The organism is Haloarcula sp. CBA1131 (assembly GCF_008728975.1).
Taxonomy (GTDB): Archaea; Halobacteriota; Halobacteria; order Halobacteriales; family Haloarculaceae; genus Haloarcula; species Haloarcula hispanica.
On the sequence record NZ_RPCY01000001.1, the window covers coordinates 2,742,674 to 2,762,866 of the forward strand.

Consider the following 20,193-nt stretch of genomic DNA (forward strand, 5'->3'; position numbering starts at 1 on the left):
ATAACGACAGTACTGCCCGACGAACCGCTATTCGGAGTTTCTAAACAGATACTGTGACTGTACTACCACCCCGTCGCCTGCTCGTGCCAGTAGCCGATTCGGTGACGGTCCGTAACACCGTCGCCTACGCCATTGAACAGGCCGAATCGGCGGCCAGAGAGGGACAGCAACAGGTATCCCTGCATCTCGTCGCCGTCGCAAGCACGCGCGCCGTCGACCCCGACGCGCAGACGGAACTCGGCCAGGCCAAAGACCTGCTCGACCGCATCGAGGTCTGGCTCGACGAGGATCTGGGTGCTGACCCACCGTCGAACCTCGACGTGGAACTGGGCGTCATCGGTGCCGACCGCTACCTGTTCAGCCCCGGCGATTACGCCGACGTCATACTGGCCTACGCCGACGAACACAGCATCGAACGGGTCGTCCTCGATCCGGAGTTCAACCCGGGCGGCACGACGCCGATGCTCCGGCCGCTCGAAGTCGAACTCGTCCGGGGCGATATCGACGTCGAGACCGCACCCGTCGAGCGGCCGGCACGGTCGACCGCGCTCGCTCGCGCCGCGACACTCCCGAAGTATCTCACCATTTTCGGGGCGTCGTACCTGTTTTATCTGCTGTTGAGTTCGTACAAACCGCTGGATTTCCTCACTGGCGCGATAACGGCGACTATCGTCACTGCATTGCTTGCGCCGATCGCGTTCAGTCGCCAGCCGTCGCTGACACGGGTTCCGGGGCAGTTCGCCCGGATGGCCCTCTACATCCCGTACCTCCTCAAAGAGATCGCAATTGCGAACCTCGAAATCGCCTACGTCGTCTTGCACCCGTCGCTGCCAATCGACCCCGAGATGGTCGAACTGGAGGCGGCCATCTGGGGAGACGGGCCGGTGACGACGCTGGCAAACAGCATCACGCTGACGCCCGGGACGCTCACCGTCAGCGTCTCCGAACAGGCGTTCGATATCCACTCGCTCACCGGAAGTGCGCGCGAGGACCTGTTCGACGGCGGCCTCGAACGGGCCGTCCGGTTCGTCTTCTACGGCCGGGAGGCCGCAGCGATTCCCTCGCCGCGCGAACGGGGGCAGGGGGACGGCGACGGCACAATCGAGAGCGACATCGACGACCCGGAGGTGGCCGACGATGATTGAGTTCGAGGCGGCGCTGCTGGCGATCGCCAGCGCGTTCGTCCTGTTCGCTATCGTGTCGCTGTACCGCGTGTTCGCGGGGCCGACGGACCACGACAGAGTCATCGCGGTCAACGTGATGGGGACGAACACCGTCATCGCTATCGCACTCGTCTCCGGCGCGCTCGATAAGCCGCTGTTCCTCGATATCGCGCTCGTGTACGCCCTGTTGAACTTCCTGCTCTCGATAGCGTTCTCGAAGTTCAACGTCGAACACGGGGGTGTGCTATGACGCCGCTGGAGTGGGGGATCGTCGTACTCGCACTGGTCGGTGCGTTCTTCGCTGGTGTCGCCTCGGTCGGCATCGTCAGACTGCCGGACGTGTACACTCGGACGCACGCGGCCTCGAAGAGCGATACGCTGGGTGCCGTCCTCGCTATCGGGGCCGCCGCGCTCGCGATTCAGACCGACCTCGCGACGATCAAAGCCGTCTTCCTGCTGGTGTTTATGTTTCTAACGAACCCCACCGCCGCCCACGCCGTCGCACGGGCGGCACAGGACCAGGGTATCGAGCCGTGGACTGCCGGCGATGAGGAGGGCGAGTCATGACGCTCTCGCTCATCGAGGGAGTGTTGCTGGTGTTCGTATTGTGCTGTGCTATCGGCGCGGCCGTACTCCGTGACGTGCTGGCGTCGCTGATGGCGTTTGCCGCCTACAGCCTCGGCATCTCCATTATCTGGGTGATGCTTGAGGCCCCTGACGTGGGGCTGACCGAAGCGGCTGTCGGGGCCGGCATCATGACGATCCTGTTCATCCTGGCGCTGGCAAACACCGTTCGGCCACAGGAAAACGGCCTGTTCGAGTCGATCAGCGTCCCGACCGTCGTCCTGGTCGGCGCGTTCGTCGTCGTCATGATAGCGACGGTTCCGTCGCTGCCTGCCGTTGGGGCGGAGGGCGCGGCAAACCCCGTCGTCAGCGGCGAGGTAACACAGCACTACATCGACAACGCATACGCGGACACGGAGGTCCACAACGCGGTAACGGCCGTGCTCGCGGCCTACCGTGGATTCGACACGCTTGGTGAGGCGGTCGTAGTCTTTTCCGCCGGCGTGGCGGCACTGACCGTCCTCAGACAGGAGGTGTTCGCATGAGTAGCGACGAGCGAACCGGGCTCTACGTCGAGAGCACGATCATCATGACGACGGTCCGCGTGGTGTCGCCGTTCGTCCTCACCTTCGCGCTGTTCGTGATGTTCCACGGCGCGAACTCCCCCGGCGGGGGATTCCAGGGCGGGGTCATCGCCGGGTCGGTCGTGATGATGCTCGCCTTCGCCTACGGCATCGATGCGGCCCGGGACTGGCTCGACGTCCGCGTCGTCGCCGCGCTCGCGTCCGGCGGCGTGCTCACGTTCGCAGCAATCGGTCTGGGAACGATGCTCCTGGGCGGGAACTTCCTCGAATACCACCTGTACGAACAGTTCATCTCGCATGTGGTCGCTTACGCCATCGAGCTCGTCGAACTGGCCATCGGTGGTATCGTCGCCAGCGTTGCCATCGGCCTCTTTTTCCTGCTCGCGGCCGGGTTCGGCCACGCCGTCGACTCACCGGAGGATGAGAGCTAATGTTTGAACTGCTGAACTCACACTACAACTACTTCGCGGTGATGCTCCTGCTGGGTATCGGCCTCTACATGCTCATCGAGTCCCAGAACCTCGTGAAGAAGGTCATCGGGATGAACATCTTCCAGACGGGCATCTTCCTGTTTTTCATCACGCTCGCGTTCCGGGCCGGCGGGGATCCGCCGATAATCAAGGAGGGTGGCGGCCCCTACGTGAGCCCGCTGCCACACGTCCTCATCCTGACCGCTATCGTCGTCGGGGTGAGCCTGACCGCCGTGGCGCTGGCGCTTATCATCCGCATCTACACCGAGTACGGGACGCTGGACGAAGACAAACTCAAACAGCTCTACTATGATTGAACAACTCCCTGTGTTACTGGTGGTCCTGCCGATTATCGGCGGCGCGGTGCCGCTGGTCGCCAGCCTCGTGAGCGACCGGGCAGGGTGGCCAGTCGCGACGCTGACGCTCGTCGGCCAGGCCGGTCTGGCCGGCCTGCTGGCGTGGACCGTCAGTACGAGCGGGACCGTTTCCTACGCGGTCGGTGGTTTCGCCGCCCCGTACGGCATCGAACTCGTCGTCGACGGGCTCTCGGGGGCCGTCGCCCTGCTCGTGGCCGTCGTGTCACTGGGCGTGCTCGCGTACGCCCGACAGGCCGGCCCGCACTCGAACGCCTTCTACGGCCTGTACCTGCTGCTGGTCGCCGGCCTGACGGGGATGACCGTCACCGGCGACGTGTTCAATCTCTACGTGTTCCTCGAAATCACGGGGCTTGCAGCGTACGGCCTCGTAGCCAGTGGCCGGGACGCGAGCGCCGCCGTCGCGGCGCTGAAGTACCTCATCATCGGGACCGTCGGGGCCTCGCTGTATCTGCTCGGCGTTGGCTACCTGCTCGCGGCGACGGGGACGCTCAACATGGCCGATCTGGCGAGCAAACTCGGGGAGATGGCGGCCTACGACTCGACGCTCGTCCTGACCGCGTTCGGGCTGATGATCGGCGGGCTGACGGTGAAAGTCGCCCTGTTCCCGCTGCACACCTGGCAGCCAGACGCGTACGCGAACGCGCCGGACACCGTGAGCGCGTTCATCTCGGCGCTCGTCTCGACGGTTTCGGCGTACGCGCTCGCTCGCCTGCTGTTTTCCGTGTTCACCGTTGAGTTCCTGACGGCCGTGCCCGTCGCTCGCTGGGCACTGGTCGGCCTGGCCTGCGTGAGCATCATCGCGGGGAGCGCACTCGCCGTCTCACAGGACAGCGTCCAGCGGATGCTCGCGTACTCTTCGGTGTCGCAGTTCGGCCTCGTCGTCGCCGGATTCGCCATCGCGACCCCGCTGGCCGTCGTCGGCGCGACCGTCCACCTGCTCGGCCACGCAGTGATGAAAGGCGGGCTGTTCGCGGCAACGGGGGTCATCGAGCGTAAGACGGGCGCGACGACGGTGAACGGCTACGCCGGGATGGGGAGCCGCGTCCCGATTTCGGCGTTTTGCTTCGCCGTGCTCTCGCTGGCGATGGTCGGCGTGCCGCCGGCGGTCGGTTTCGTCGGCAAGTGGTACATCGTCCTCGGCGCGGTCAACGCCGAGAACTGGCCCGTCGTGGCCGTGTTACTCGCGAGTACCCTGCTGACGCTCGCGTACTTCGCCCGCCTCGTCGAGCGGCTCTACTTCGCCGAGGCGACCATCCACTCGGAGGAGACACCTGCTGAGGCTCCCGTGACGGACGGGAGCGGACAGGCGGTCTCGTTCGGGATGATCGCCGTCGTCGTCATCGCGGCCGCACTCGCGGTCGCGCTGACCGCAGCCGTACCGGAGTTACAAGCAATGCTTGAGGACACACTTCCACCCCTTCTAAACCAATGACTGATTCGCTACGCCCAATCCTGGCAATCCTCGTCTCGGCGGTGGCCATCCCCGCGATTCTCTCGCTCAAGGGCCGACCAAACGTACGGGAGGGGGTGACCCTATTCGTCGCGTTCGCGAAGTTCGGGATCATTGCGAGCATGGTCCCTGGCGTCCTGAGCGGGACAGAGTACGAGTTCGCAATCGGACAGTTCGCCACTGGAATCGAACTGGCGTTCAGCGTCGACCCGCTCGGGTTGCTGTTTGGCCTGCTCGCGAGTCTGCTGTGGATCGTCACGAGCTTCTACAGCATCGGCTACATGCGCGGGCTGAACGAACACGCCCAGACCCGATACTTCGCCTCCTTCGCCGCCAGCCTCGCGTCGGCTATCGGCGTCGCCTTCGCGTCGAACCTGCTGACGCTGTTCGTCTGTTACGAACTGCTGACGGTGTCGACGTACCCGCTCGTCACCCACGACGAGACGGAGGAGGCCCGCGCCGCCGGCCGGAAGTACCTCGCGTACACCTTCGGCGGCGGCGTCGCTGTGCTAGGCGGGACCGTCCTCGTGTTCGTCCTCGCCGGGACGACCGCATTCACGCCCGGCGGTATCGAAGCGCTCGCGACGGCCGACCCGACGTTAGCGCGGGCGGCCTTCGCCCTGCTTGCGGCCGGTTTCGGCGTCAAGGCCGCACTGATGCCGATGCACTCCTGGCTCCCGGACGCGATGGTCGCGCCGACGCCGGTGTCCGGACTGTTGCACGCCGTCGCCGTCGTCAAAAGCGGCGTGTTCGGTATCGCCAGGGTCGTCCTCGACGTGTACGGAACCGGAACGATGGAGCAACTCGGCGTCGGCCTCCCGCTCGCCGCGATTGCGGCCTTTACCCTCCTGACAGCGAGTATCATCGCGCTCAGACAGGACAACCTCAAGCGGCGGCTGGCGTACTCGACGATAAGCCAGCTCTCCTATATCGTACTGGGACTGGGTCTACTCCACGGACAGGCGCTGACCGGCGGCCTGCTCCACATCCCCGCCCACGCGTTCATGAAGCTCACCCTGTTCTTCTGTGCCGGCGCGATCCACGTCGAGACCCACACCGACGACATCAGCGACATGGCCGGCATCGGGAAGCGGATGCCGCTGACGATGGCCGCCTTCGCCGTCGCTGCGGCCGGAATGGCCGGGATTCCGCTGGTCGCTGGCTTCGTCAGCAAGTGGTATCTCGTCATCGGCGCGTTGAGCCTCGATGGCGGGCTCATCTTCGCCGCAGCCTTGCTGGTTTCGGGCGTACTCAACATCGCGTACTTCTGGCCCATCGTCTACCAGGCGTACTTCGAGTCGCCGGAGAGCCACGACGAGAAGCCGCTCATCGGGGGACCACTTGGCGGGCGAGACGAGGTTCGGGCCGACGGCGGTGAGGACCACGAATCGGGCGCTGCCGACGGTCACTCCGACGAGGGCGATGTTCCGGACCCACAGCACGTCGACCATCTCGGCAAGCACCACGAAGAACACGAACACCACGGCGGCCCGCCCGCAGGCGGCTGGGACGACCGCGGCTGGCGCGGCGGCGAGAGTACGTGGTTTATGCTCGGGCCGATACTCACCGCAGCCACGCTGTCGCTCCTGCTGGGGACGGTGCCACACACGGCGATCTTCCTGCAAATCGTCGATACTATCGTCGAGAATCTCCCGGGGGTGGTCGTCTAATGTCGATGCTGACGACGGTTCCGCCGGTGGTCATACTGCTCGCGCTGGCAATCGTCGTGTCCCGACTCCCGCGGCGGGCCGGGCACGCCGTCGGTGCGCTCGTCCCGGCGCTGGCGGTGCCATGGGCAGTCGTGGTCCCTGAGGGTGCACACCTCCATGTAGACAGCTTCCTTGGCTTTGAGGCCGTCCTCCTGAACGTCGACCCGTTCTCCCGGCTGATGGGCATCATCTTCGGCCTCATCGCCGCCGTCGCCGTCCTCTACTCCTACGCCAGTGAGGCCGACACCACACAGACGGCGTTCGCGCTTTCGTATGTTGCGACGAGCTTCGGGGCCGTGTTCGCCGGCGACTGGCTCACACTCATCTTCTTCTGGGAGCTGATGGCCGTCACCAGTACGCTGCTGGTGTGGCACTACGGCGGCAAGGCAGTCCGGGCCGGCTTCCGGTACGCACTGCTGCACGGCCTGGGCGGCACGCTGTTGATGGCCGCCATCCTCCGGCACTACGTCGAGGTGGAGACGTTCCTGTTCGCGTCGGTGCCGGGCGGCCCGGAGACGGCCGGCATCACGTCCGGGCTGGCCGCCGCGCTGGCCGCGATCGGTATCGGCGTCAACGTCGGCTTCATCGGCCTGCATGCGTGGCTACCCGACACCTATCCGCGCCCGCACATCGCCGCCAGCGTGTTCCTTTGCGTGTTCACCACAAAGACCGGCGTCTACGGGATGTACCGCGCGTTCCCCAACGGCCACGAAGCCATCGCGTACATGGGCGGCGGGATGGCTATCTTCGGCGCGCTGTTCGCACTGTTCCAGAACGACATGCGGCGGCTCCTCTCCTATCACATCCAGTCCCAGGTCGGGTACATGGTCGCCGGCGTCGGTATCGGCTCGCCGCTCGCTCAGGCCGGCGCGTTCGCGCACGTATTCAACCACATCCTCTACAAGGGGCTGCTGTTCATGACCGCCGGTGTCGTCATCTACCGAACCGGTACGGAGAGCCTGAAGAAACTCGGCGGCCTCTGGCGAGAGATGCCTATCACCGCTGGGGCGTTCTCCGTCGCTGCGCTGTCTATCGCCGGCTTCCCCGGCTTCAACGGGTTCGTCAGCAAGGGCATCATCATCTCTGGAAGCCACTACACCTTCGGCAAGGGACCGCTCCCACTCGGTGAGTTCTATACGCTCGAGTGGATGCTACTGCTGGGCGGCGTCGGCACGTTCATGTCGTTCATCAAGTTCGGCTACTACGCGTTCTTCCACGGCAAATACGACGACAGCGTGCCGGACGCGAACCGCGGCCAAAGCATCGCCATGGTGTCCGTAGCCGCGCTCTGTATCATCTACGGTGTGTACGACACAGCCCTGTTCACTATCCTTCCGTTCGACGTGACGAGCGGGGCCGTCGTCGACCACGTCTACGAGACCTACACCATTCCCCATCTCATTGAGGGAGTCGCGCTCGCTGTCCTCGGGCTGATCGGCTTCGCGGTGACAAAGAAGCCCCTCTCGAAGCTCGGCCGCGTCCCGGACGTCGATTCGCTGTACAACCCCGCCGTCTTCTATGGCTCCCGCGGCCTCGTCGTCGGCGTGACCGAACTGTACGCCGCCGTCGACCGTGCAGTGGTCCGTGCGACGGGCATCATCACGCGAACAGTGACTTCCCCGAACGACGTGGTTGCACGGCTTCGTGACGACGACAGCCTCGCACATCCGATGCGGGCCGGTATCGGACTCAGCATCCTCATCCTCGCAGTCTTCGTTACGGTGGCACTGCTGGCCCTTTCATGATGTTCTAAAAACATATTCTGTGATAATTGCGGGTTCAATCGGAAATAACTGGGTTCAAACACCCCAAAATAGTTGTTAGCAGAGGAAGTGATTACAGTCTCTGATAATACAGGTGCAGACTTATATATCTCCATAGCCACGATTCGATAAGCACGGCATAACAGGGGAACCTGTTGATGCGTGCGGACATAACCATGGAACTCAAACGATTCTTCAACGACGACGATGCTGTGTCGCCGGTCATCGGGGTCATCTTGATGGTCGCAATCACGGTCATCCTCGCGGCCGTTATCGCAACATTCGTCCTCGGTCTGGGCGATCAGGTCAGCAACACGGCACCGCAAGCTAGCTTTAGTACAGATTACGACTCAGACAAGGGCGAAGTTACGGTAACCCACGACGGTGGTGATTCGATCAAGGCAAGCAACCTCTACTTCAGAGGAAGTGGATTCAACTCCGGCGCTGCTGCTACTAATGAAATCGATAGCAATAACGAGCAGTGGCCGAGTGCCAACGCCAGCAGTAACAGCAAAGTTGTTGCAGGAGACAGAGTCGCTGTCATGGTATCTGACGATAGCTACGACTTCAGCGTCGTCTACGAGTCGGCTACCGGCGACAACTCCGCAACGCTCGCCACTGCATCCGGACCTGACGCATAAGCTCGCGACATATCGTTTTTTCCGGCAGTGAAATCCGTGAGTTTATAACTGATGCACACTCTGAGTTTGGCTGTATTCCCTGCGATGGGTGGTGGGGAACTGGAGAATATGATATGAGTAAGCAGGTAGAACGGTCGGAGTCTGCGACAGATAATGACCTTTCCAAAGGAGAGATATTCGACGTCCTGCAGAACGAACGGCGTCGCTACACGTTGCAGTATCTACGGGAACACGACGGGCCAGTACAGCTCGGTGACCTCGCGTCACACGTCGCCGCACAGGAGTACGACTGCCCGAACACCGAAGTCACGAGCGCGCAACGAAAGCGCGTCTACACCACGCTACAGCAGTCTCATCTTCCGCGGATGGATGAGACGGGTATCATCGACTACGACGATGAAAACGGGACGATCTCCAAGACTTCACACACGGAGGAACTCACCGTCTATCTCGAAATCGTGCCGGGAAGCGAGTTCCCCTGGCGCGAGTACTACCTCTCGCTCGGCGCGGTCAGTCTGGCAGTCGTGACGATCCTCTGGGTCGGCGTCTATCCGTTCACGGCAATTCCGCCGCTGGTCTGGACCACACTGATTGCGGTTGTACTCAGCGTCTCCGCGGGCTATCACACGTACGCCGGTCGTGAGATGACACTGACCGAGTATGTGGCACAGGAAGCCGAGTCCGACAACTAAACTCCTGTTTATTTCACGGCCTGTACTGTTTCGTTTGTCTCGGCTACCGGTGAACTATCCACGCACCGCCATATCGAATTTCGGCGGTACAGCCAGCCTTGAAGGCTTTCAAGGCAACGTTGAACGGCTAAAACGTGTTGTGAGTATAAGTGGGCACATCCCATGTGGTTGAGTCAGCACACCCCGCGAGCCGGTAAGGAAATCCTTCGATGTATAGGGGGTTCCTACTCGGGTCACACTCGCGGTGTGCGTCGAATAAACCATGGATATCAAACAACTCATCCACGACGACGACGCAGTGTCGCCGGTCATCGGGGTCATCCTGATGGTCGCAATCACGGTCATTCTGGCCGCAGTAATTGCCTCCTTTGTGCTTGGTCTCGGTGACCAGGCACAGCAGGCCACGCCGCAGGCTAGCTTCTCCTTCGATTATGAGGGGGGTACCGAGCGGGCACTGACGATTACGCACGACGGTGGCGACAGTATCAGTCCAAAGGAACTGTACGTTCGCGGAAGTAATATGGACAATCAAACCAGTGGGGACGGGAATACCGGCCAGTGGACATCGACAGCGGTTGATGGAAGCCTGAATTCGGATTCTGAGGTGACCGCTGGAAGTTCCGCCCGTCTTGGTGACGATGCAGATGATGGTGTTCCGAGTGACTACGAAGTTCGAGTCGTCTACGAGACGCAAGAAGGCGACAGCTCTGCTACGCTCGCACAAGACACCGGTCCTGACGCATAATCCGGCCACCATTTCTTTGTTTTTCAGCCACTGAGCGGCAGCACCGTTGTTTTCTGGTAGCAGCAAACCAATACAACCAGAAAGGCCACGAGACGCTGGCTACTGCGACTCGCTACGCTCTCGCCTTGTTGCAGTGATTATATCATCTCAAACATAGGTCTCCCCTTTTACGCCCTTCTAATAGGTCGGGAAGCCAACTCAGAGAGGGGTTCTGGCGTCAGAGTCGCCGGCTTAGAATCAAACCCGAGAATCCGTCACGATACTTTTATTGCCAGATATCTAGTGACTGGTAACAATGGAAAGAACGCGGGCTGTTATTACCAGTGTGATAGCCATTATACTCGGCGTCACACTGCTCTCCGGCCCGCTGGTCCCCGGCGTGACACTGGCAACGGAACCAGAACCAGTCGCACTCGAATCTGGCAATGTCACGGTTTCCACAGTTGAAATGCCGGAGAAAGTAACGCTTGAAAAGGGGTCCTACGGCGCGGCGAGCTACTACCTCGATGCGCCGCCGGTCCGCGTACACTTCGCGAATCGGACCGGGCGGCCGACACTCGTCTACGAACTCACAATCGAGGAACTGGGGTACACGCGGACGACGAATCACTTCCTGGACGACTCGACCGGTGATACCTACGACCTGACGCTGGCGTCGGACACGTTTACCGACGGGGAGATAGAGCGCGAACAGTACAACGGAACAGTGACCGTGAGCAAGCGCGACGGGGCGGGCCACGGCGTAGTGGCGACGCGCAACGTCACGATATCGGTGGTCGAATGACGGCGACGGAGTTCGTCGGGCGTCTCCGACAGCGGACGCCCGCGCTGTCGAACACCCGCGAGACGGCATACTCGGTGCTGTTCGGCGACCGGCTCGGCCTGACTGTGTTTCTCGCGACGGTCGTGCTGTTCGGGCTACTGTGGCGGACGGCATTCCTGATAAACGATTCCTACACGCTGGCTAACGGGTTGTACAGCCTCTCGAACGGACAGCTAGCGATGACCGAGGCGGCCTACGGCCCCGGACTCGATACGCCGGGGGCGAGCAGGTACGGCGGCCAGTGGTACGCGCGCAACTACGGTGTCATCGTGCTCTCGTTGCCGGCCGTGTTCGTGCTCGACATGCTCACCGCTGTCGTCGAACTCCGGATTGCACTGGTCGCGCTCTGGTCGCTCGCGCTGCTGGCACTGGTGGTCCAGTGCAGTCACTACACCGACGGCGACTGGGTCCTCTACAGCGGTACCGTTGCCGTGCTGGGACTGTTCGGACTGAACGTCGCGCTGGCACAGCCACTCGACGCCGGCCGAACCCATCTGTACGCGCTGCAACTGACGCATCTCCTCATCGCGGCGTTTACGCCGGTGGTTTTCTATCGGCTTCTCAGTCGGATGCACACACGCCGGCTGGGGCTCCTGAGCGCCGTGGTGCTCACAGCCGGGACACCGCTGGCCTTCTGGGCGACGGTGCCAAAGCGCCACGCTGTCACCGGGACGGTGGTCGTCTGCATCGCGTACTGCCTCTATCGGAGCCGCAAGCCAGCAGACGGGGCAGTTATCACGCAGCGACAGACGTTCCGTTGGCTGGCCTACGCACTTGTGGGACTGTACGCGTGGGTCCACGCTCCGGAAGCGCTCCTGCTCTGTGTCGCGCTGGCGCTGGTCGACATCCCGACAGCTCCGGACAACAGTCCACGAACGCTTGCTCGTATCGGCATCGTCTTCGCCCTCTCCCTGCTGCCGTTCATCCTCACTAATATCGCCATCTCCGGGTCGCCGATCAAACCCCCGAGGTTGATCTCCGGTGGCGGCTCCCTCGGGGGAGACGGAACAGGCGGCACGAGCGGTGGTGGCGGCAGTGGCGGGTCCGGTGGATTGCTCACGCCGCTGGCACCCTTGCTCGGGACTGTGGAAAGCGGGGTGCGGCCACTGCTGCTGCTTGGCGGCGAACTCGTTTCGGGACTCAAAACGCTCCAGCAGCAACCAGATGACGTGTACCACGCGTTCGTGCGGTCGGGAAGCGCGGACGGTGCGCTCGATAACACCGGTGAGGAATCCGTCAATCTCTCGCTGCTCGAATCTGCGCCGGTACTCGTTGCTATGCTCGGCGCGCTTCCAGTCCTCCGACGGCTGCGTTTGCCCTCGTCGATGGCCGACCGAACGCTCAGCGCCGACCGTGTCGTGGACGCGTTCGCCATAACGGCGTTCGTCGGCGTCGTCCTGCTGTACAACAGCCGCTTGCCGCTGCACGCGCAGGTGACTGCCCGGTATCTGTTCCCGCTCTATCCGCTCGGCGTGTATCTGTTCGTGCGGCTACCAGCGGTACGCGGGAGCCTCGCGGACCACTGGGACGTGTTCCTCTGGACAGTTGCGGGGACAGTGTTGATCGGCGGGCAGGTGACCGTAGTGTTCGTCGCGCTGACGGTGAACGGCATCGGCGAAGCGTTCCAGTTGCACGCGCTGCTCGCGCTTGGAATCGCTATTCCACTCGGTATCTGGGCACTGTGTGGTCGCTCCGAAGACCGAGCCGGGCAGACCGGAGCAGTGCTTCTCGGTGCCGCAACGGGCGTTGCGACGGTGTTTCTACTCCTGACCACCGTCGAGTACTACGCACTGGGTGATTCGCACCTCCTGCCGATGATGCGAGCGCTCGGTGAGTTGCTGGCACTCTACTGAGTCGGTGACGGAGAATTTTAGTACGGGCTTGTAGTACCGACGGCATGGACCGACTCAAGAAGTCCCTACTCGAAGCGCCAATTATCGAGAAGGAAGGCTATCACTACTTCGTCCACCCCATCAGCGACGGGGTCCCGATGCTTCGACCGGAACTTCTGCGCGAAATCGTCATCAAGATCATTCGGAAGGCAGAACTCGACGACGTCGACAAGATCGTCACACCGGCGGCGATGGGTATCCACATCTCCACAGCCGTCTCGCTGATGACCGACATCCCACTCGTCGTCGTCCGCAAGCGCCAGTACGGACTCGACGGTGAGGTATCGCTGTCTCAGGTGACCGGCTACTCCGAGAGCGAGATGTACGTCAACGACGTGTACGAGGGCGACCAAGTGCTCGTCCTCGACGACGTGCTCTCGACCGGTGGGACGCTGGCCGGACTCACAGGCGCGCTCGAAGACATCGGCGCGGACATCCGCGACATCGTCTGTGTCATCAAGAAAGCCGACGGAACGAACAAGCTCGACGAGGCGGGGTACGACGCCAAGACGCTGATCAACGTTCAGGTCATCGACGGCGAGGTCACCATCGTCGACGAGCACGGCGACGATTAGAGCGGCTGTTGATACGGTTCCTGTAGCGAGGCGAGGGCGAGCCGCCAGTAGTCACCAGTAGGCTTACAAAAACCTGAGCCGACACTGGCTGTTGTGTCCCCCTCCATTCGGTCCCTCACAAAGGATTTCGCCGCGCTGTTTAGTTCACTTGTCTTGCTTGGGCCACTGACGCTCGGGCTACTCGTCCTCGCAGGCAGAATCATCGCCGATATAATAGGAGTCGCGGTTCCGGACCCGCTTGGAACCATCGGCTTCAGCGTGACCGCACTGCTGGCACTCTGGCTGGCGCTGGAGGGGGCGATGGTACAGCGACACGGGCTCGCTACGCTGGACCGCGGCGGTTCATTTCAGCGTGCTGCCCGGTATCTGTTAGTCACCGTCACGACACTCGCCGGACTTATCGTCTCTATCGGGTTTTTAGCGCTGTCGCTCCCGTGGGCATTCGAGACGCAGAATACGGCTGCACAAGTCCTTGGCGTGCTGCTCGTCGCGGCGTTGGTTGCCACGCTGTACCGAACACTCACAGCGGCCGGAGAAGGGTACAGCAGCGAGCAATAGCGGTGAACAGGCTGAAAGCAGTCTGCAGCGCGAAAACATTGCGGGAGGTAGATTTGAACCACGTTCACGTCGCTCCCTTTGGTCGCTCGTGACCTACTTCAAATCTACTGGACTACTCCAGTCGCTCACGGATTTGTGAGCGACAGAACATAGCGGGAGGTAGATTTGAACTACCGATCTGCGGGTTATGAGCCCGCCGGAATCTCCTGGCTATCCCATCCCGCTACCTTCTCGTAGTCCGGTCCCCTCATTAAGGGTTGTGATTCGAGTGCCGTCCGTGAGTTAGTAACGCGCTATTCTCACTCGTCCGCGTGAACCTGCCAGGTGAAGATGCTCTCGGCGACGTAATTGACCAGCATCGCGACTCCAATCGCGAGCGGGCTCGCAGCGATGAACCACAGGTCAGTTCCGGCGACAACGAGTTCAACCGTCAGCCACTGCGTAAGCAGCCAGTAGACGGCGAGCTGTACCGCGACGCCGCCGGACCGGACCAGATGGGATTTCCCGAGCCGTTTGGCGAACGAACGGCGGCCGGTGTCGCCCTGGCCGGCGAACGTCCAGTGTTCGTTGACCAGAAACATCACGAGGATCGCCGTCTCGACGCCGGCGGCTTTGGCCCACATATCGCTGACGCCGAACGCCAGGCCGAGTATGGCGAGGACCGTGTTGTCGCTGATCGCGCCGACGACACCGACGGAGACGAACTGGCCGAACCGGACGCCCGATACGAGTGACTCGAACCGGTCGGGAACGACGCGGCGAACCTGCTGTTCGATGTCCATCATCGGTCTTTCTCGACAAGGGCGGTTGGTTCGTCGAGGTGATCGGCCAGAGCCGTGTGGAAGCGATCATCGCGCAGTTGCTTCGACCGGTGGCGGGCCGTCAGCAGTGCCTCGAGCAGGTCTATCGACGTCCGTATCGGCGACACCGTCGAGCCTGGCTTGTCCTCCCACTCGATTGGGACCTCTTCGATAGACAGGTCCAGCGCCGCGGTGATAGCTATCAGTTCGACATCCCACGCGAAGCCGGGCTCGTACAGATGGTCACGGACGCGCTCCCAGGCGGCTGCGTCGATGGCTTTCGCACCGCACTGATAGTCGTACAGCCGCGCGTCGAGCAACCGGCCGGCGAGCCACGCAAAGCCGTCGCCGAGGAACCGCCGGGCGAACGTTTGATGGGTAGCGACCGTCGCGTCTGGGTGACGGCGGGAGCCAACAGCGAGGTCCGTTCGGCCGTCGGTGACCGGGTCCAGTATCCGTTCGAGCGAGCGGACCGGTGTCGACCCATCGGCGTCGACGAAGGCCAACACGTCGGTCTCCAGTCGCTCGAACCCGGCGGTGATCGCTGCGCCCTTCCCGCGACGGTAGGGCACAGTGTGGACCGCTGCCGGGAGCGACCGGAGCTGTGCAGGGACGCCGTCTCGTGGCGCATCGAGTTCGACGACAATAGTCCGCGGATTGAGGGCATCGTCGATAGCGGCGATATAGGTCCCGAGCTGGTCCATGTCGGGACGGTAGGCTGGGAGGACAACCCCAACGGTCGGCGACATTGCCGAGTAATCGGACAGGCGGAAGTAAAAACAGTTCGAAGCTACCGGTCCCTAATCAGGTCATAAGTCCGGGAGCAACGAAAAAGCGTATAGGCCAGCGAACCGGTCCCTTCACTGATGGAATACGGGCTCCTCGCCACCTGGCTCGCCCTCTACCTCCTGTTACTGTACGCTGGCGGGACCGTCGCTGGACTGCTGTTCCCTCGCTTCGCCGACCGCGGACTCGCATTCGGCGTCCCGGTCGCGGTATCGATACTGTGGCTGGTCACCTATTTCGTCGGTCGCCTCTCGCTGACGCTAGGTGTCTGGCTCGGTGTCGTCGCTCTCGCCGTGAGTACGCTGGCTGTCTGGCGGACTGACGGCGGACCGAACGCCCGAACCTACGCCGAGACGGCCGGCGTGTTCACAGTCGCGTTTCTGTTCGTCGTCGGCATCCGCGCGCTTGACCCCGGGATCGTCCCCATTGGCGGCGAGAAGTTCCTCGATTTCGGACTGTTGCAGTCGCTCGTGCGGGCCGACAGCCTCCCGCTAGAGGACATGTGGTTCGCCGGCGAACCGGTCGCGTACTACTACGGCGGCCACCTCGTCGCGGCGATTCTCACCAGAATAACGGGAACCGCGGGACAGTTCGCGTACAATCTCGCCCTGGCTGGCTTTTACGCCACGCTGGTCACGGTAGCGTACGGACTGGCTGGCGCTGTCGCGAGCGAACGTGGCCTCCCGCGACGACTGGCCGCCGGCCTCACAGCGTTCTGTGTCGGCATCGCAAGCAATCTGTCGACACCCGCCAAGTTCGTCATCTGGCTTCTGCCCGGTGAGCTGAGTCAGACCGTCGCCGAGCGGGCCGGCTACGAACTGGAGGGGCTCGCGGCGGGGCCGGACTCGTTCAGCTACTGGGATGCGAGCCGCGTCATCGAGGACAGCGCGGCCGATTTCGGAACGTACGAGCCCGGCGCTGCGCTGGTCATCGACGAGTTCCCGCTGTTCGCCTGGCTCAACGGCGACATGCACGCCCACATGATGAGCACGGGCTTCCTGTTGCTAGCCGCCGCGCTCTGTTTCAGCTACTACCAGACGCCGGCCGCGGAACGCCGACGCCGGCTCGCGTTGCTTTTCGGCGCGCTCCCGGCCGTCGCCGGCATCATGGCCGTGACGAACACCTGGTCGTTCCCGTCGATGGGCGGGCTGGCCCTGCTGACGGTCACCGTCGCGCCGGCCGACCCAACGACGCTCCTCCCGAAGCACGTCGGACAGCGGCTCCGGCTGAACGGAGCGAGCCAGGAAGGCGTCCGAATCGGACTGGGGTTGGCCGTCGCTGCTGTCGTGATCGCGTTGGGACTGCTCTGGTCGCTCCCGTTCTGGCTCGGCCCGGCGAGCGGACGCGAGATTGCCGTCCTGCCCGACCGAACCTCACTGCTGGAGCTCCTGGCCGTTCACGGCCTGTTCGTCGCCCCGTTCTGGCTGTACCTGTACGCCCAGACCGGCCGTGCCGTTGGCCGGAGCACGGCCCGTATCGTCGGTCTCGTCACCGTCGGAACGGCGGCGCTTGCGGCCACACTTGACATCGCAGCGGTCGGGCTGCTCGTCCCGCTACTGCTCGGCGCGTGGCTGTTCGCGCGCTCGCCGACACTTGACCGTACCGTCGACGCGGTTCCGGCGCTCGCTGACGGCGGCGACCGGCCCGTTGGCTTCGAAGCCGTGCTGATTCTCGCCGGTGCGGGCCTCGTTCTCCTCGTCGAGTTCGTCTTCGTCAGGGAGAACATCGGCCGGATGAACACCGTCTTCAAGACGTACATGCAGGTGTGGGTGCTCTGGGGGGTCGCCGCCGGCCCCGTGCTAGCGTGGCTGCTCACCCGCTGGCGGCCGACCGACGACCGCGCGCGAGCATGGACCAGCATCGGCGTCCGTACGTTCGTCGCCCTGCTGGTCTGTTCGGCGTCGCTGTACGGCATGTTCGCCCTCTCGAACCACGTCGAGGCCGCGGGCGATCCGACACTGGACGGGCTGGCCTATCTCGACGACGACCATCCCGAGGAAGCCGAGGCGATTCGGTGGCTTGACGACAACACTCAGGGCCGGCCAACCATCGTCACGGCCGCACCGGCGAGCTACCAGTGGGATGCTGACGACGGTGAGGGCGCAAGCGCACCGTCGAGCCTGACCGGCCTGCCGACCGTCGCCGGCTGGACTCACGAGGCCCAGTACCGCAACGACACGGTGTATGACCGCCGCGTCGACGACGTGGCGACGATTTACACGGGCGAGCCGGCCGAGCAGCGTCGCCTCCTCGAAGCCTACGACGTGCGCTACGTCTACGTCGGCCCCGCAGAGCGGGCCCGCTACGACGACGTGACTGTCGACCAGCTACAGGGCGTGACCGTGGCGAAACAGGCCGACGGCGTCACTATCTATCAGGTGCGACCGGAGTACTTCTGAAAACGGAGAGCGGATTGCTGCGGGCGAACGGCAGTTACTCAGCGCGCAGTGTCGGGCCGGTCAGGACTCGGCGTTCGGCGGCGCGCGCTCGCGGAGGACGGTAACGGCTTCGGCCTCAATGTCGTCCGTATCCAGATGCATCGGGATGTACTCCTGGCGTTTGAACGTCTCTTCCTCGTCCTCCGAGCCGATGGTACACCAGAGCTGTGGTCGGTCCGGGCCATGCCAGTCGCCCTGCCGCGAAACTGAGAACACCTCGTACTCCTCGTCCTCGTACTCGATGCGGCCGCCCTTTCGCAGCCCCGGGTCGCCGTGGATAATGAGCTTCTTCATGCCCGTTCCTTTGCCAACAGCGTACTTAGTGACTTCGAAGCCGATTGCGACACAGCGCACTAGCCGACAGCGGGCGACAGGTGAACTACCTGTGACTAGAATGACCTTATACTCTTGCCGATAGTGTTTAGATGGTTAACATCCTGATATCGGATATTTATATATCCGGAATAGCGACAGTCGTGTATGTTGAAACAACAGCAGCGGTCGTGCGAGCGGGCCTCGGTCGTGGTCAGCCCGATGGGCGATGACGGACGGATGGAACTCCGGGACGTCGAAGCCGACGAAGTCTACGAGGTCGTGGACTACATCGACGACGAACTGGCGACGAAGCTCCGGTCGCTCTCTGCTGGCGAAGCGGTGAATCTCGAACTGCTCTCGGGTTCGGAATCAGGTGTGTTCGGGGCAGTCCGAATCGAATCTAGTGGACCGTCAGCCCGGTTCCAGTAGCCGGAGCAGTGGCGGAACGCGGACGGGCTGAATATGGCGGTTAGTCGTGTGACAGGGACGGTACTGTGGGGCACACAGCAGGTGCGAACCAAACGGGTTTTAAGCGGCCACGTCAAATCGCTCGGTAAGGCCGATATCTATGCAGATGCCACGACGATTCAATACGTACTGTCCGCACTGTAACGAGCACCAGGAACACGAGGTCGAGAAAGTCCGTAGCGGCCGTCAGACCGGCATGAAGTGGATCGACCGCCAGCGCGAACGCAACTCCGGTATCGGGAACGACGGCAAGTTCTCGAAGGTCCCGGGTGGCGACAAGCCCACCAAGAAGACGGACCTCAAGTACCGCTGTGGCGAGTGTGGGAAGGCCCACCTCCGCGAGGGATGGCGCGCCGGCCGACTGGAGTTCCAGGAGTAACGATGGCAGGAAGCTTCATCACCGTCGAATGCCCCGACTGCGAGAACGAACAGACCCTCTTCGAGAAGGCCGCGAGCGAAGTTTCGTGCGCCGTCTGTGGCCACACTATCGCCCGCCCGACGGGCGGCAAGGCCGACATCGAAGGCGAAGTGACCGCCGTTGTCGAGGCCCGATAGGATGAAATACAGCGGCTGGCCCGAACCGGGCGAACTCGTCGTCGGCAAGATCGACGAGATCGAGGACTTCGGCGTGTTCGTCGACCTCGACGAGTACGAGGGCAAGCGCGGCCTCTGTCACATCTCCGAGGTCGCCAGCGGATGGATCAAGAACGTCCGCGACCACGTCAACGAAGGGCAGACAGTCGTTGCCAAGGTGCTTGACGTCGACGAGAGCGCCCAGCAGATCGACCTCTCGATCAAGGACGTCAACGACCACCAGCGAAAAGAGAAGATTCAGGAGTGGAAAAACGAGCAGAAGGCCGACAACTGGATGGAACTGGCCTTCGGCGAGGACTTAGACGACGAGACCTACGCCGCCATCGCCAACGAACTGCTGGCGGAGTTCGGCTCGATGTACGACGGGTTCGAGTCGGCGGCGATCCACGGCAACGACGCCCTCGAAGACGTCGACCTCTCCGAGGAGGAGATCGACGCTATCGTCCAGACGGCCCGGAACAACGTCTCCGTGCCGTACGTGCAGGTCACCGGCTACGTCGACCTGTCCTGTCCCGAAAGCGACGGCGTCGACGTCATCAAGGAAGCGCTCCAGGCTGCGGAGGGCAACGGTGAGGTCCCCAACGAGATCGAACTCGAAGTGACCTACGTCGGCTCACCCGAGTACCGCATTCAGGTACAAGCGCCCGACTACAAGACCGCCGAGGACGCGCTCGAAGAGAGTGCGGACCGCGCCGCGAAGGTCGTCGAGCAACACGGTGGTTCGGGGCAGTTCCACCGCGAGCGCAGCGAAGACGACGAGTAAGTCGATCGTCGCTCCAGTGATTC

At 62.8% G+C, this 20,193-nt stretch carries 24 protein-coding genes and 1 tRNA gene; 21 read left to right on the plus strand and 4 right to left on the minus strand.

Annotation, left to right across the window (positions count from 1 at the left end):
* Window positions 1–101 precede the first annotated feature (101 nt).
* The 16 genes from Har1131_RS13930 to Har1131_RS14005 all read left to right on the plus strand — a co-directional run bounded on the left by Har1131_RS13930 (window position 102) and on the right by Har1131_RS14005 (window position 14,006).
* Complete coding sequence (locus Har1131_RS13930) at window positions 102–1,145, plus strand: monovalent cation/H+ antiporter subunit E (protein ID WP_044952163.1); 1,044 nt, start codon at window positions 102–104, stop codon at window positions 1,143–1,145.
* Window positions 1,138–1,413 (plus strand): cation:proton antiporter, encoded by a 276-nt coding sequence (locus tag Har1131_RS13935; protein ID WP_005535719.1) that lies wholly within the window; start codon window positions 1,138–1,140, stop codon window positions 1,411–1,413. Before Har1131_RS13930 ends, Har1131_RS13935 begins: the two co-directional genes overlap by 8 nt.
* On the plus strand, window positions 1,410–1,730 hold the full coding sequence (gene mnhG, locus Har1131_RS13940; protein ID WP_014039692.1) for a monovalent cation/H(+) antiporter subunit G: 321 nt from the start codon (window positions 1,410–1,412) through the stop codon (window positions 1,728–1,730). The genes Har1131_RS13935 and mnhG overlap by 4 nt, the downstream gene beginning before the upstream one ends.
* Entirely contained in the window at window positions 1,727–2,272 is a 546-nt protein-coding gene (locus tag Har1131_RS13945; RefSeq protein WP_014039691.1) for a DUF4040 domain-containing protein, read from the plus strand. Before mnhG ends, Har1131_RS13945 begins: the two co-directional genes overlap by 4 nt.
* Window positions 2,269–2,742 (plus strand): Na(+)/H(+) antiporter subunit B, encoded by a 474-nt coding sequence (locus Har1131_RS13950; protein ID WP_008310507.1) that lies wholly within the window; start codon window positions 2,269–2,271, stop codon window positions 2,740–2,742. The genes Har1131_RS13945 and Har1131_RS13950 overlap by 4 nt, the downstream gene beginning before the upstream one ends.
* Complete coding sequence (locus tag Har1131_RS13955; RefSeq protein ID WP_014039689.1) at window positions 2,742–3,098, plus strand: cation:proton antiporter subunit C; 357 nt, start codon at window positions 2,742–2,744, stop codon at window positions 3,096–3,098. Before Har1131_RS13950 ends, Har1131_RS13955 begins: the two co-directional genes overlap by 1 nt.
* Window positions 3,091–4,590 (plus strand): monovalent cation/H+ antiporter subunit D family protein, encoded by a 1,500-nt coding sequence (locus tag Har1131_RS13960; protein ID WP_058990880.1) that lies wholly within the window; start codon window positions 3,091–3,093, stop codon window positions 4,588–4,590. Before Har1131_RS13955 ends, Har1131_RS13960 begins: the two co-directional genes overlap by 8 nt.
* Window positions 4,587–6,278 carry a proton-conducting transporter membrane subunit gene (locus tag Har1131_RS13965; protein WP_151146886.1) on the plus strand — a complete coding sequence of 564 codons (1,692 nt, stop codon included), beginning with the start codon at window positions 4,587–4,589 and terminating at the stop codon, window positions 6,276–6,278. Before Har1131_RS13960 ends, Har1131_RS13965 begins: the two co-directional genes overlap by 4 nt.
* Window positions 6,278–8,062, plus strand: a complete 1,785-nt coding sequence (locus Har1131_RS13970; protein WP_151102969.1) for a Na(+)/H(+) antiporter subunit D — start codon at window positions 6,278–6,280, stop codon at window positions 8,060–8,062. The genes Har1131_RS13965 and Har1131_RS13970 overlap by 1 nt, the downstream gene beginning before the upstream one ends.
* A gap of 194 nt (window positions 8,063–8,256) precedes the next feature.
* Window positions 8,257–8,721, plus strand: coding sequence for a type IV pilin (locus tag Har1131_RS13975; RefSeq protein WP_151146889.1), 465 nt, complete (start codon window positions 8,257–8,259; stop codon window positions 8,719–8,721).
* Between the two features lie 113 nt (window positions 8,722–8,834).
* Window positions 8,835–9,413, plus strand: coding sequence for a hypothetical protein (locus tag Har1131_RS13980; RefSeq protein WP_151146892.1), 579 nt, complete (start codon window positions 8,835–8,837; stop codon window positions 9,411–9,413).
* Window positions 9,414–9,675: 262 nt separating this feature from the next.
* Window positions 9,676–10,158 (plus strand): type IV pilin, encoded by a 483-nt coding sequence (locus tag Har1131_RS13985; protein WP_151146895.1) that lies wholly within the window; start codon window positions 9,676–9,678, stop codon window positions 10,156–10,158.
* A 295-nt stretch (window positions 10,159–10,453) separates the two neighbouring features.
* A complete protein-coding gene (locus tag Har1131_RS13990; RefSeq protein WP_151146898.1) occupies window positions 10,454–10,942 on the plus strand; it encodes a hypothetical protein in 489 nt (162 codons plus the stop codon).
* Window positions 10,939–12,834 (plus strand): hypothetical protein, encoded by a 1,896-nt coding sequence (locus Har1131_RS13995; protein WP_151146901.1) that lies wholly within the window; start codon window positions 10,939–10,941, stop codon window positions 12,832–12,834. The genes Har1131_RS13990 and Har1131_RS13995 overlap by 4 nt, the downstream gene beginning before the upstream one ends.
* 44 nt (window positions 12,835–12,878) lie before the next feature.
* Window positions 12,879–13,448, plus strand: coding sequence for a hypoxanthine/guanine phosphoribosyltransferase (gene hpt / locus Har1131_RS14000; protein ID WP_004518711.1), 570 nt, complete (start codon window positions 12,879–12,881; stop codon window positions 13,446–13,448).
* Between the two features lie 153 nt (window positions 13,449–13,601).
* Window positions 13,602–14,006, plus strand: a complete 405-nt coding sequence (locus tag Har1131_RS14005) for a hypothetical protein (protein ID WP_225308123.1) — start codon at window positions 13,602–13,604, stop codon at window positions 14,004–14,006.
* Between the two features lie 150 nt (window positions 14,007–14,156).
* On the opposite strand, the gene Har1131_RS14010 is transcribed toward Har1131_RS14005, so the two are convergent.
* From Har1131_RS14010 to Har1131_RS14020, 3 genes are all read right to left on the minus strand, one after another.
* Window positions 14,157–14,231: transfer RNA gene (locus Har1131_RS14010), tRNA-Met, on the minus strand.
* Between the two features lie 74 nt (window positions 14,232–14,305).
* Window positions 14,306–14,788: a GtrA family protein gene (locus Har1131_RS14015; RefSeq protein ID WP_151147300.1), complete on the minus strand. Its 483-nt coding sequence runs from the start codon at window positions 14,786–14,788 to the stop codon at window positions 14,306–14,308.
* The gene (locus Har1131_RS14020; RefSeq protein WP_014039681.1) at window positions 14,788–15,555 is read right to left on the minus strand and encodes a glycosyltransferase; all 768 of its coding nucleotides are present in this window, start codon (window positions 15,553–15,555) and stop codon (window positions 14,788–14,790) included. Before Har1131_RS14020 ends, Har1131_RS14015 begins: the two co-directional genes overlap by 1 nt.
* Before the next feature lie 117 nt (window positions 15,556–15,672).
* On the opposite strand from Har1131_RS14020, the gene Har1131_RS14025 reads away from it, so the two are divergent.
* A complete protein-coding gene (locus Har1131_RS14025) occupies window positions 15,673–17,991 on the plus strand; it encodes a DUF2298 domain-containing protein (protein WP_151146907.1) in 2,319 nt (772 codons plus the stop codon).
* A 60-nt stretch (window positions 17,992–18,051) separates the two neighbouring features.
* Here Har1131_RS14025 and Har1131_RS14030 read toward each other — a convergent pair whose 3' ends face one another.
* Entirely contained in the window at window positions 18,052–18,324 is a 273-nt protein-coding gene (locus tag Har1131_RS14030) for an HAH_0734 family protein (RefSeq protein WP_004593652.1), read from the minus strand.
* A 186-nt stretch (window positions 18,325–18,510) separates the two neighbouring features.
* Between Har1131_RS14030 and Har1131_RS14035 the strand changes: the two genes are divergently transcribed.
* The 4 genes from Har1131_RS14035 to Har1131_RS14050 all read left to right on the plus strand — a co-directional run bounded on the left by Har1131_RS14035 (window position 18,511) and on the right by Har1131_RS14050 (window position 20,170).
* Window positions 18,511–18,774, plus strand: coding sequence for a hypothetical protein (locus tag Har1131_RS14035; protein ID WP_151146910.1), 264 nt, complete (start codon window positions 18,511–18,513; stop codon window positions 18,772–18,774).
* 139 nt (window positions 18,775–18,913) lie between these two features.
* Window positions 18,914–19,192, plus strand: a complete 279-nt coding sequence (locus Har1131_RS14040; RefSeq protein WP_004593654.1) for a 50S ribosomal protein L44e — start codon at window positions 18,914–18,916, stop codon at window positions 19,190–19,192.
* Between the two features lie 2 nt (window positions 19,193–19,194).
* Window positions 19,195–19,368 (plus strand): 30S ribosomal protein S27e, encoded by a 174-nt coding sequence (locus tag Har1131_RS14045; RefSeq protein WP_004518703.1) that lies wholly within the window; start codon window positions 19,195–19,197, stop codon window positions 19,366–19,368.
* A gap of 1 nt (window position 19,369) precedes the next feature.
* On the plus strand, window positions 19,370–20,170 hold the full coding sequence (locus tag Har1131_RS14050; protein ID WP_014039678.1) for a translation initiation factor IF-2 subunit alpha: 801 nt from the start codon (window positions 19,370–19,372) through the stop codon (window positions 20,168–20,170).
* Window positions 20,171–20,193 lie beyond the last annotated feature (23 nt).

What these genes read in the sequence shown, in the direction of transcription:
- Har1131_RS13935 (WP_005535719.1), top strand. Translation starts at nt 1,138, where the DNA reads ATGATTGAGTTCGAGGCGGCGCTGCTGGCGATCGCCAGCGCGTTCGTC.
- mnhG (WP_014039692.1), top strand. Translation starts at nt 1,410, where the DNA reads ATGACGCCGCTGGAGTGGGGGATCGTCGTACTCGCACTGGTCGGTGCG.
- Har1131_RS13945 (WP_014039691.1), top strand. Translation starts at nt 1,727, where the DNA reads ATGACGCTCTCGCTCATCGAGGGAGTGTTGCTGGTGTTCGTATTGTGC.
- Har1131_RS13950 (WP_008310507.1), top strand. Translation starts at nt 2,269, where the DNA reads ATGAGTAGCGACGAGCGAACCGGGCTCTACGTCGAGAGCACGATCATC.
- Har1131_RS13955 (WP_014039689.1), top strand. Translation starts at nt 2,742, where the DNA reads ATGTTTGAACTGCTGAACTCACACTACAACTACTTCGCGGTGATGCTC.
- Har1131_RS13960 (WP_058990880.1), top strand. Translation starts at nt 3,091, where the DNA reads ATGATTGAACAACTCCCTGTGTTACTGGTGGTCCTGCCGATTATCGGC.
- Har1131_RS13965 (WP_151146886.1), top strand. Translation starts at nt 4,587, where the DNA reads ATGACTGATTCGCTACGCCCAATCCTGGCAATCCTCGTCTCGGCGGTG.
- Har1131_RS13970 (WP_151102969.1), top strand. Translation starts at nt 6,278, where the DNA reads ATGTCGATGCTGACGACGGTTCCGCCGGTGGTCATACTGCTCGCGCTG.
- Har1131_RS13975 (WP_151146889.1), top strand. Translation starts at nt 8,257, where the DNA reads ATGGAACTCAAACGATTCTTCAACGACGACGATGCTGTGTCGCCGGTC.
- Har1131_RS13980 (WP_151146892.1), top strand. Translation starts at nt 8,835, where the DNA reads ATGAGTAAGCAGGTAGAACGGTCGGAGTCTGCGACAGATAATGACCTT.
- Har1131_RS13985 (WP_151146895.1), top strand. Translation starts at nt 9,676, where the DNA reads ATGGATATCAAACAACTCATCCACGACGACGACGCAGTGTCGCCGGTC.
- Har1131_RS13990 (WP_151146898.1), top strand. Translation starts at nt 10,454, where the DNA reads ATGGAAAGAACGCGGGCTGTTATTACCAGTGTGATAGCCATTATACTC.
- Har1131_RS13995 (WP_151146901.1), top strand. Translation starts at nt 10,939, where the DNA reads ATGACGGCGACGGAGTTCGTCGGGCGTCTCCGACAGCGGACGCCCGCG.
- hpt (WP_004518711.1), top strand. Translation starts at nt 12,879, where the DNA reads ATGGACCGACTCAAGAAGTCCCTACTCGAAGCGCCAATTATCGAGAAG.
- Har1131_RS14015 (WP_151147300.1), bottom strand. Translation starts at nt 14,788, where the DNA reads ATGGACATCGAACAGCAGGTTCGCCGCGTCGTTCCCGACCGGTTCGAG.
- Har1131_RS14020 (WP_014039681.1), bottom strand. Translation starts at nt 15,555, where the DNA reads ATGTCGCCGACCGTTGGGGTTGTCCTCCCAGCCTACCGTCCCGACATG.
- Har1131_RS14025 (WP_151146907.1), top strand. Translation starts at nt 15,673, where the DNA reads ATGGAATACGGGCTCCTCGCCACCTGGCTCGCCCTCTACCTCCTGTTA.
- Har1131_RS14030 (WP_004593652.1), bottom strand. Translation starts at nt 18,324, where the DNA reads ATGAAGAAGCTCATTATCCACGGCGACCCGGGGCTGCGAAAGGGCGGC.
- Har1131_RS14035 (WP_151146910.1), top strand. Translation starts at nt 18,511, where the DNA reads ATGTTGAAACAACAGCAGCGGTCGTGCGAGCGGGCCTCGGTCGTGGTC.
- Har1131_RS14040 (WP_004593654.1), top strand. Translation starts at nt 18,914, where the DNA reads ATGCAGATGCCACGACGATTCAATACGTACTGTCCGCACTGTAACGAG.
- Har1131_RS14045 (WP_004518703.1), top strand. Translation starts at nt 19,195, where the DNA reads ATGGCAGGAAGCTTCATCACCGTCGAATGCCCCGACTGCGAGAACGAA.
- Har1131_RS14050 (WP_014039678.1), top strand. Translation starts at nt 19,370, where the DNA reads ATGAAATACAGCGGCTGGCCCGAACCGGGCGAACTCGTCGTCGGCAAG.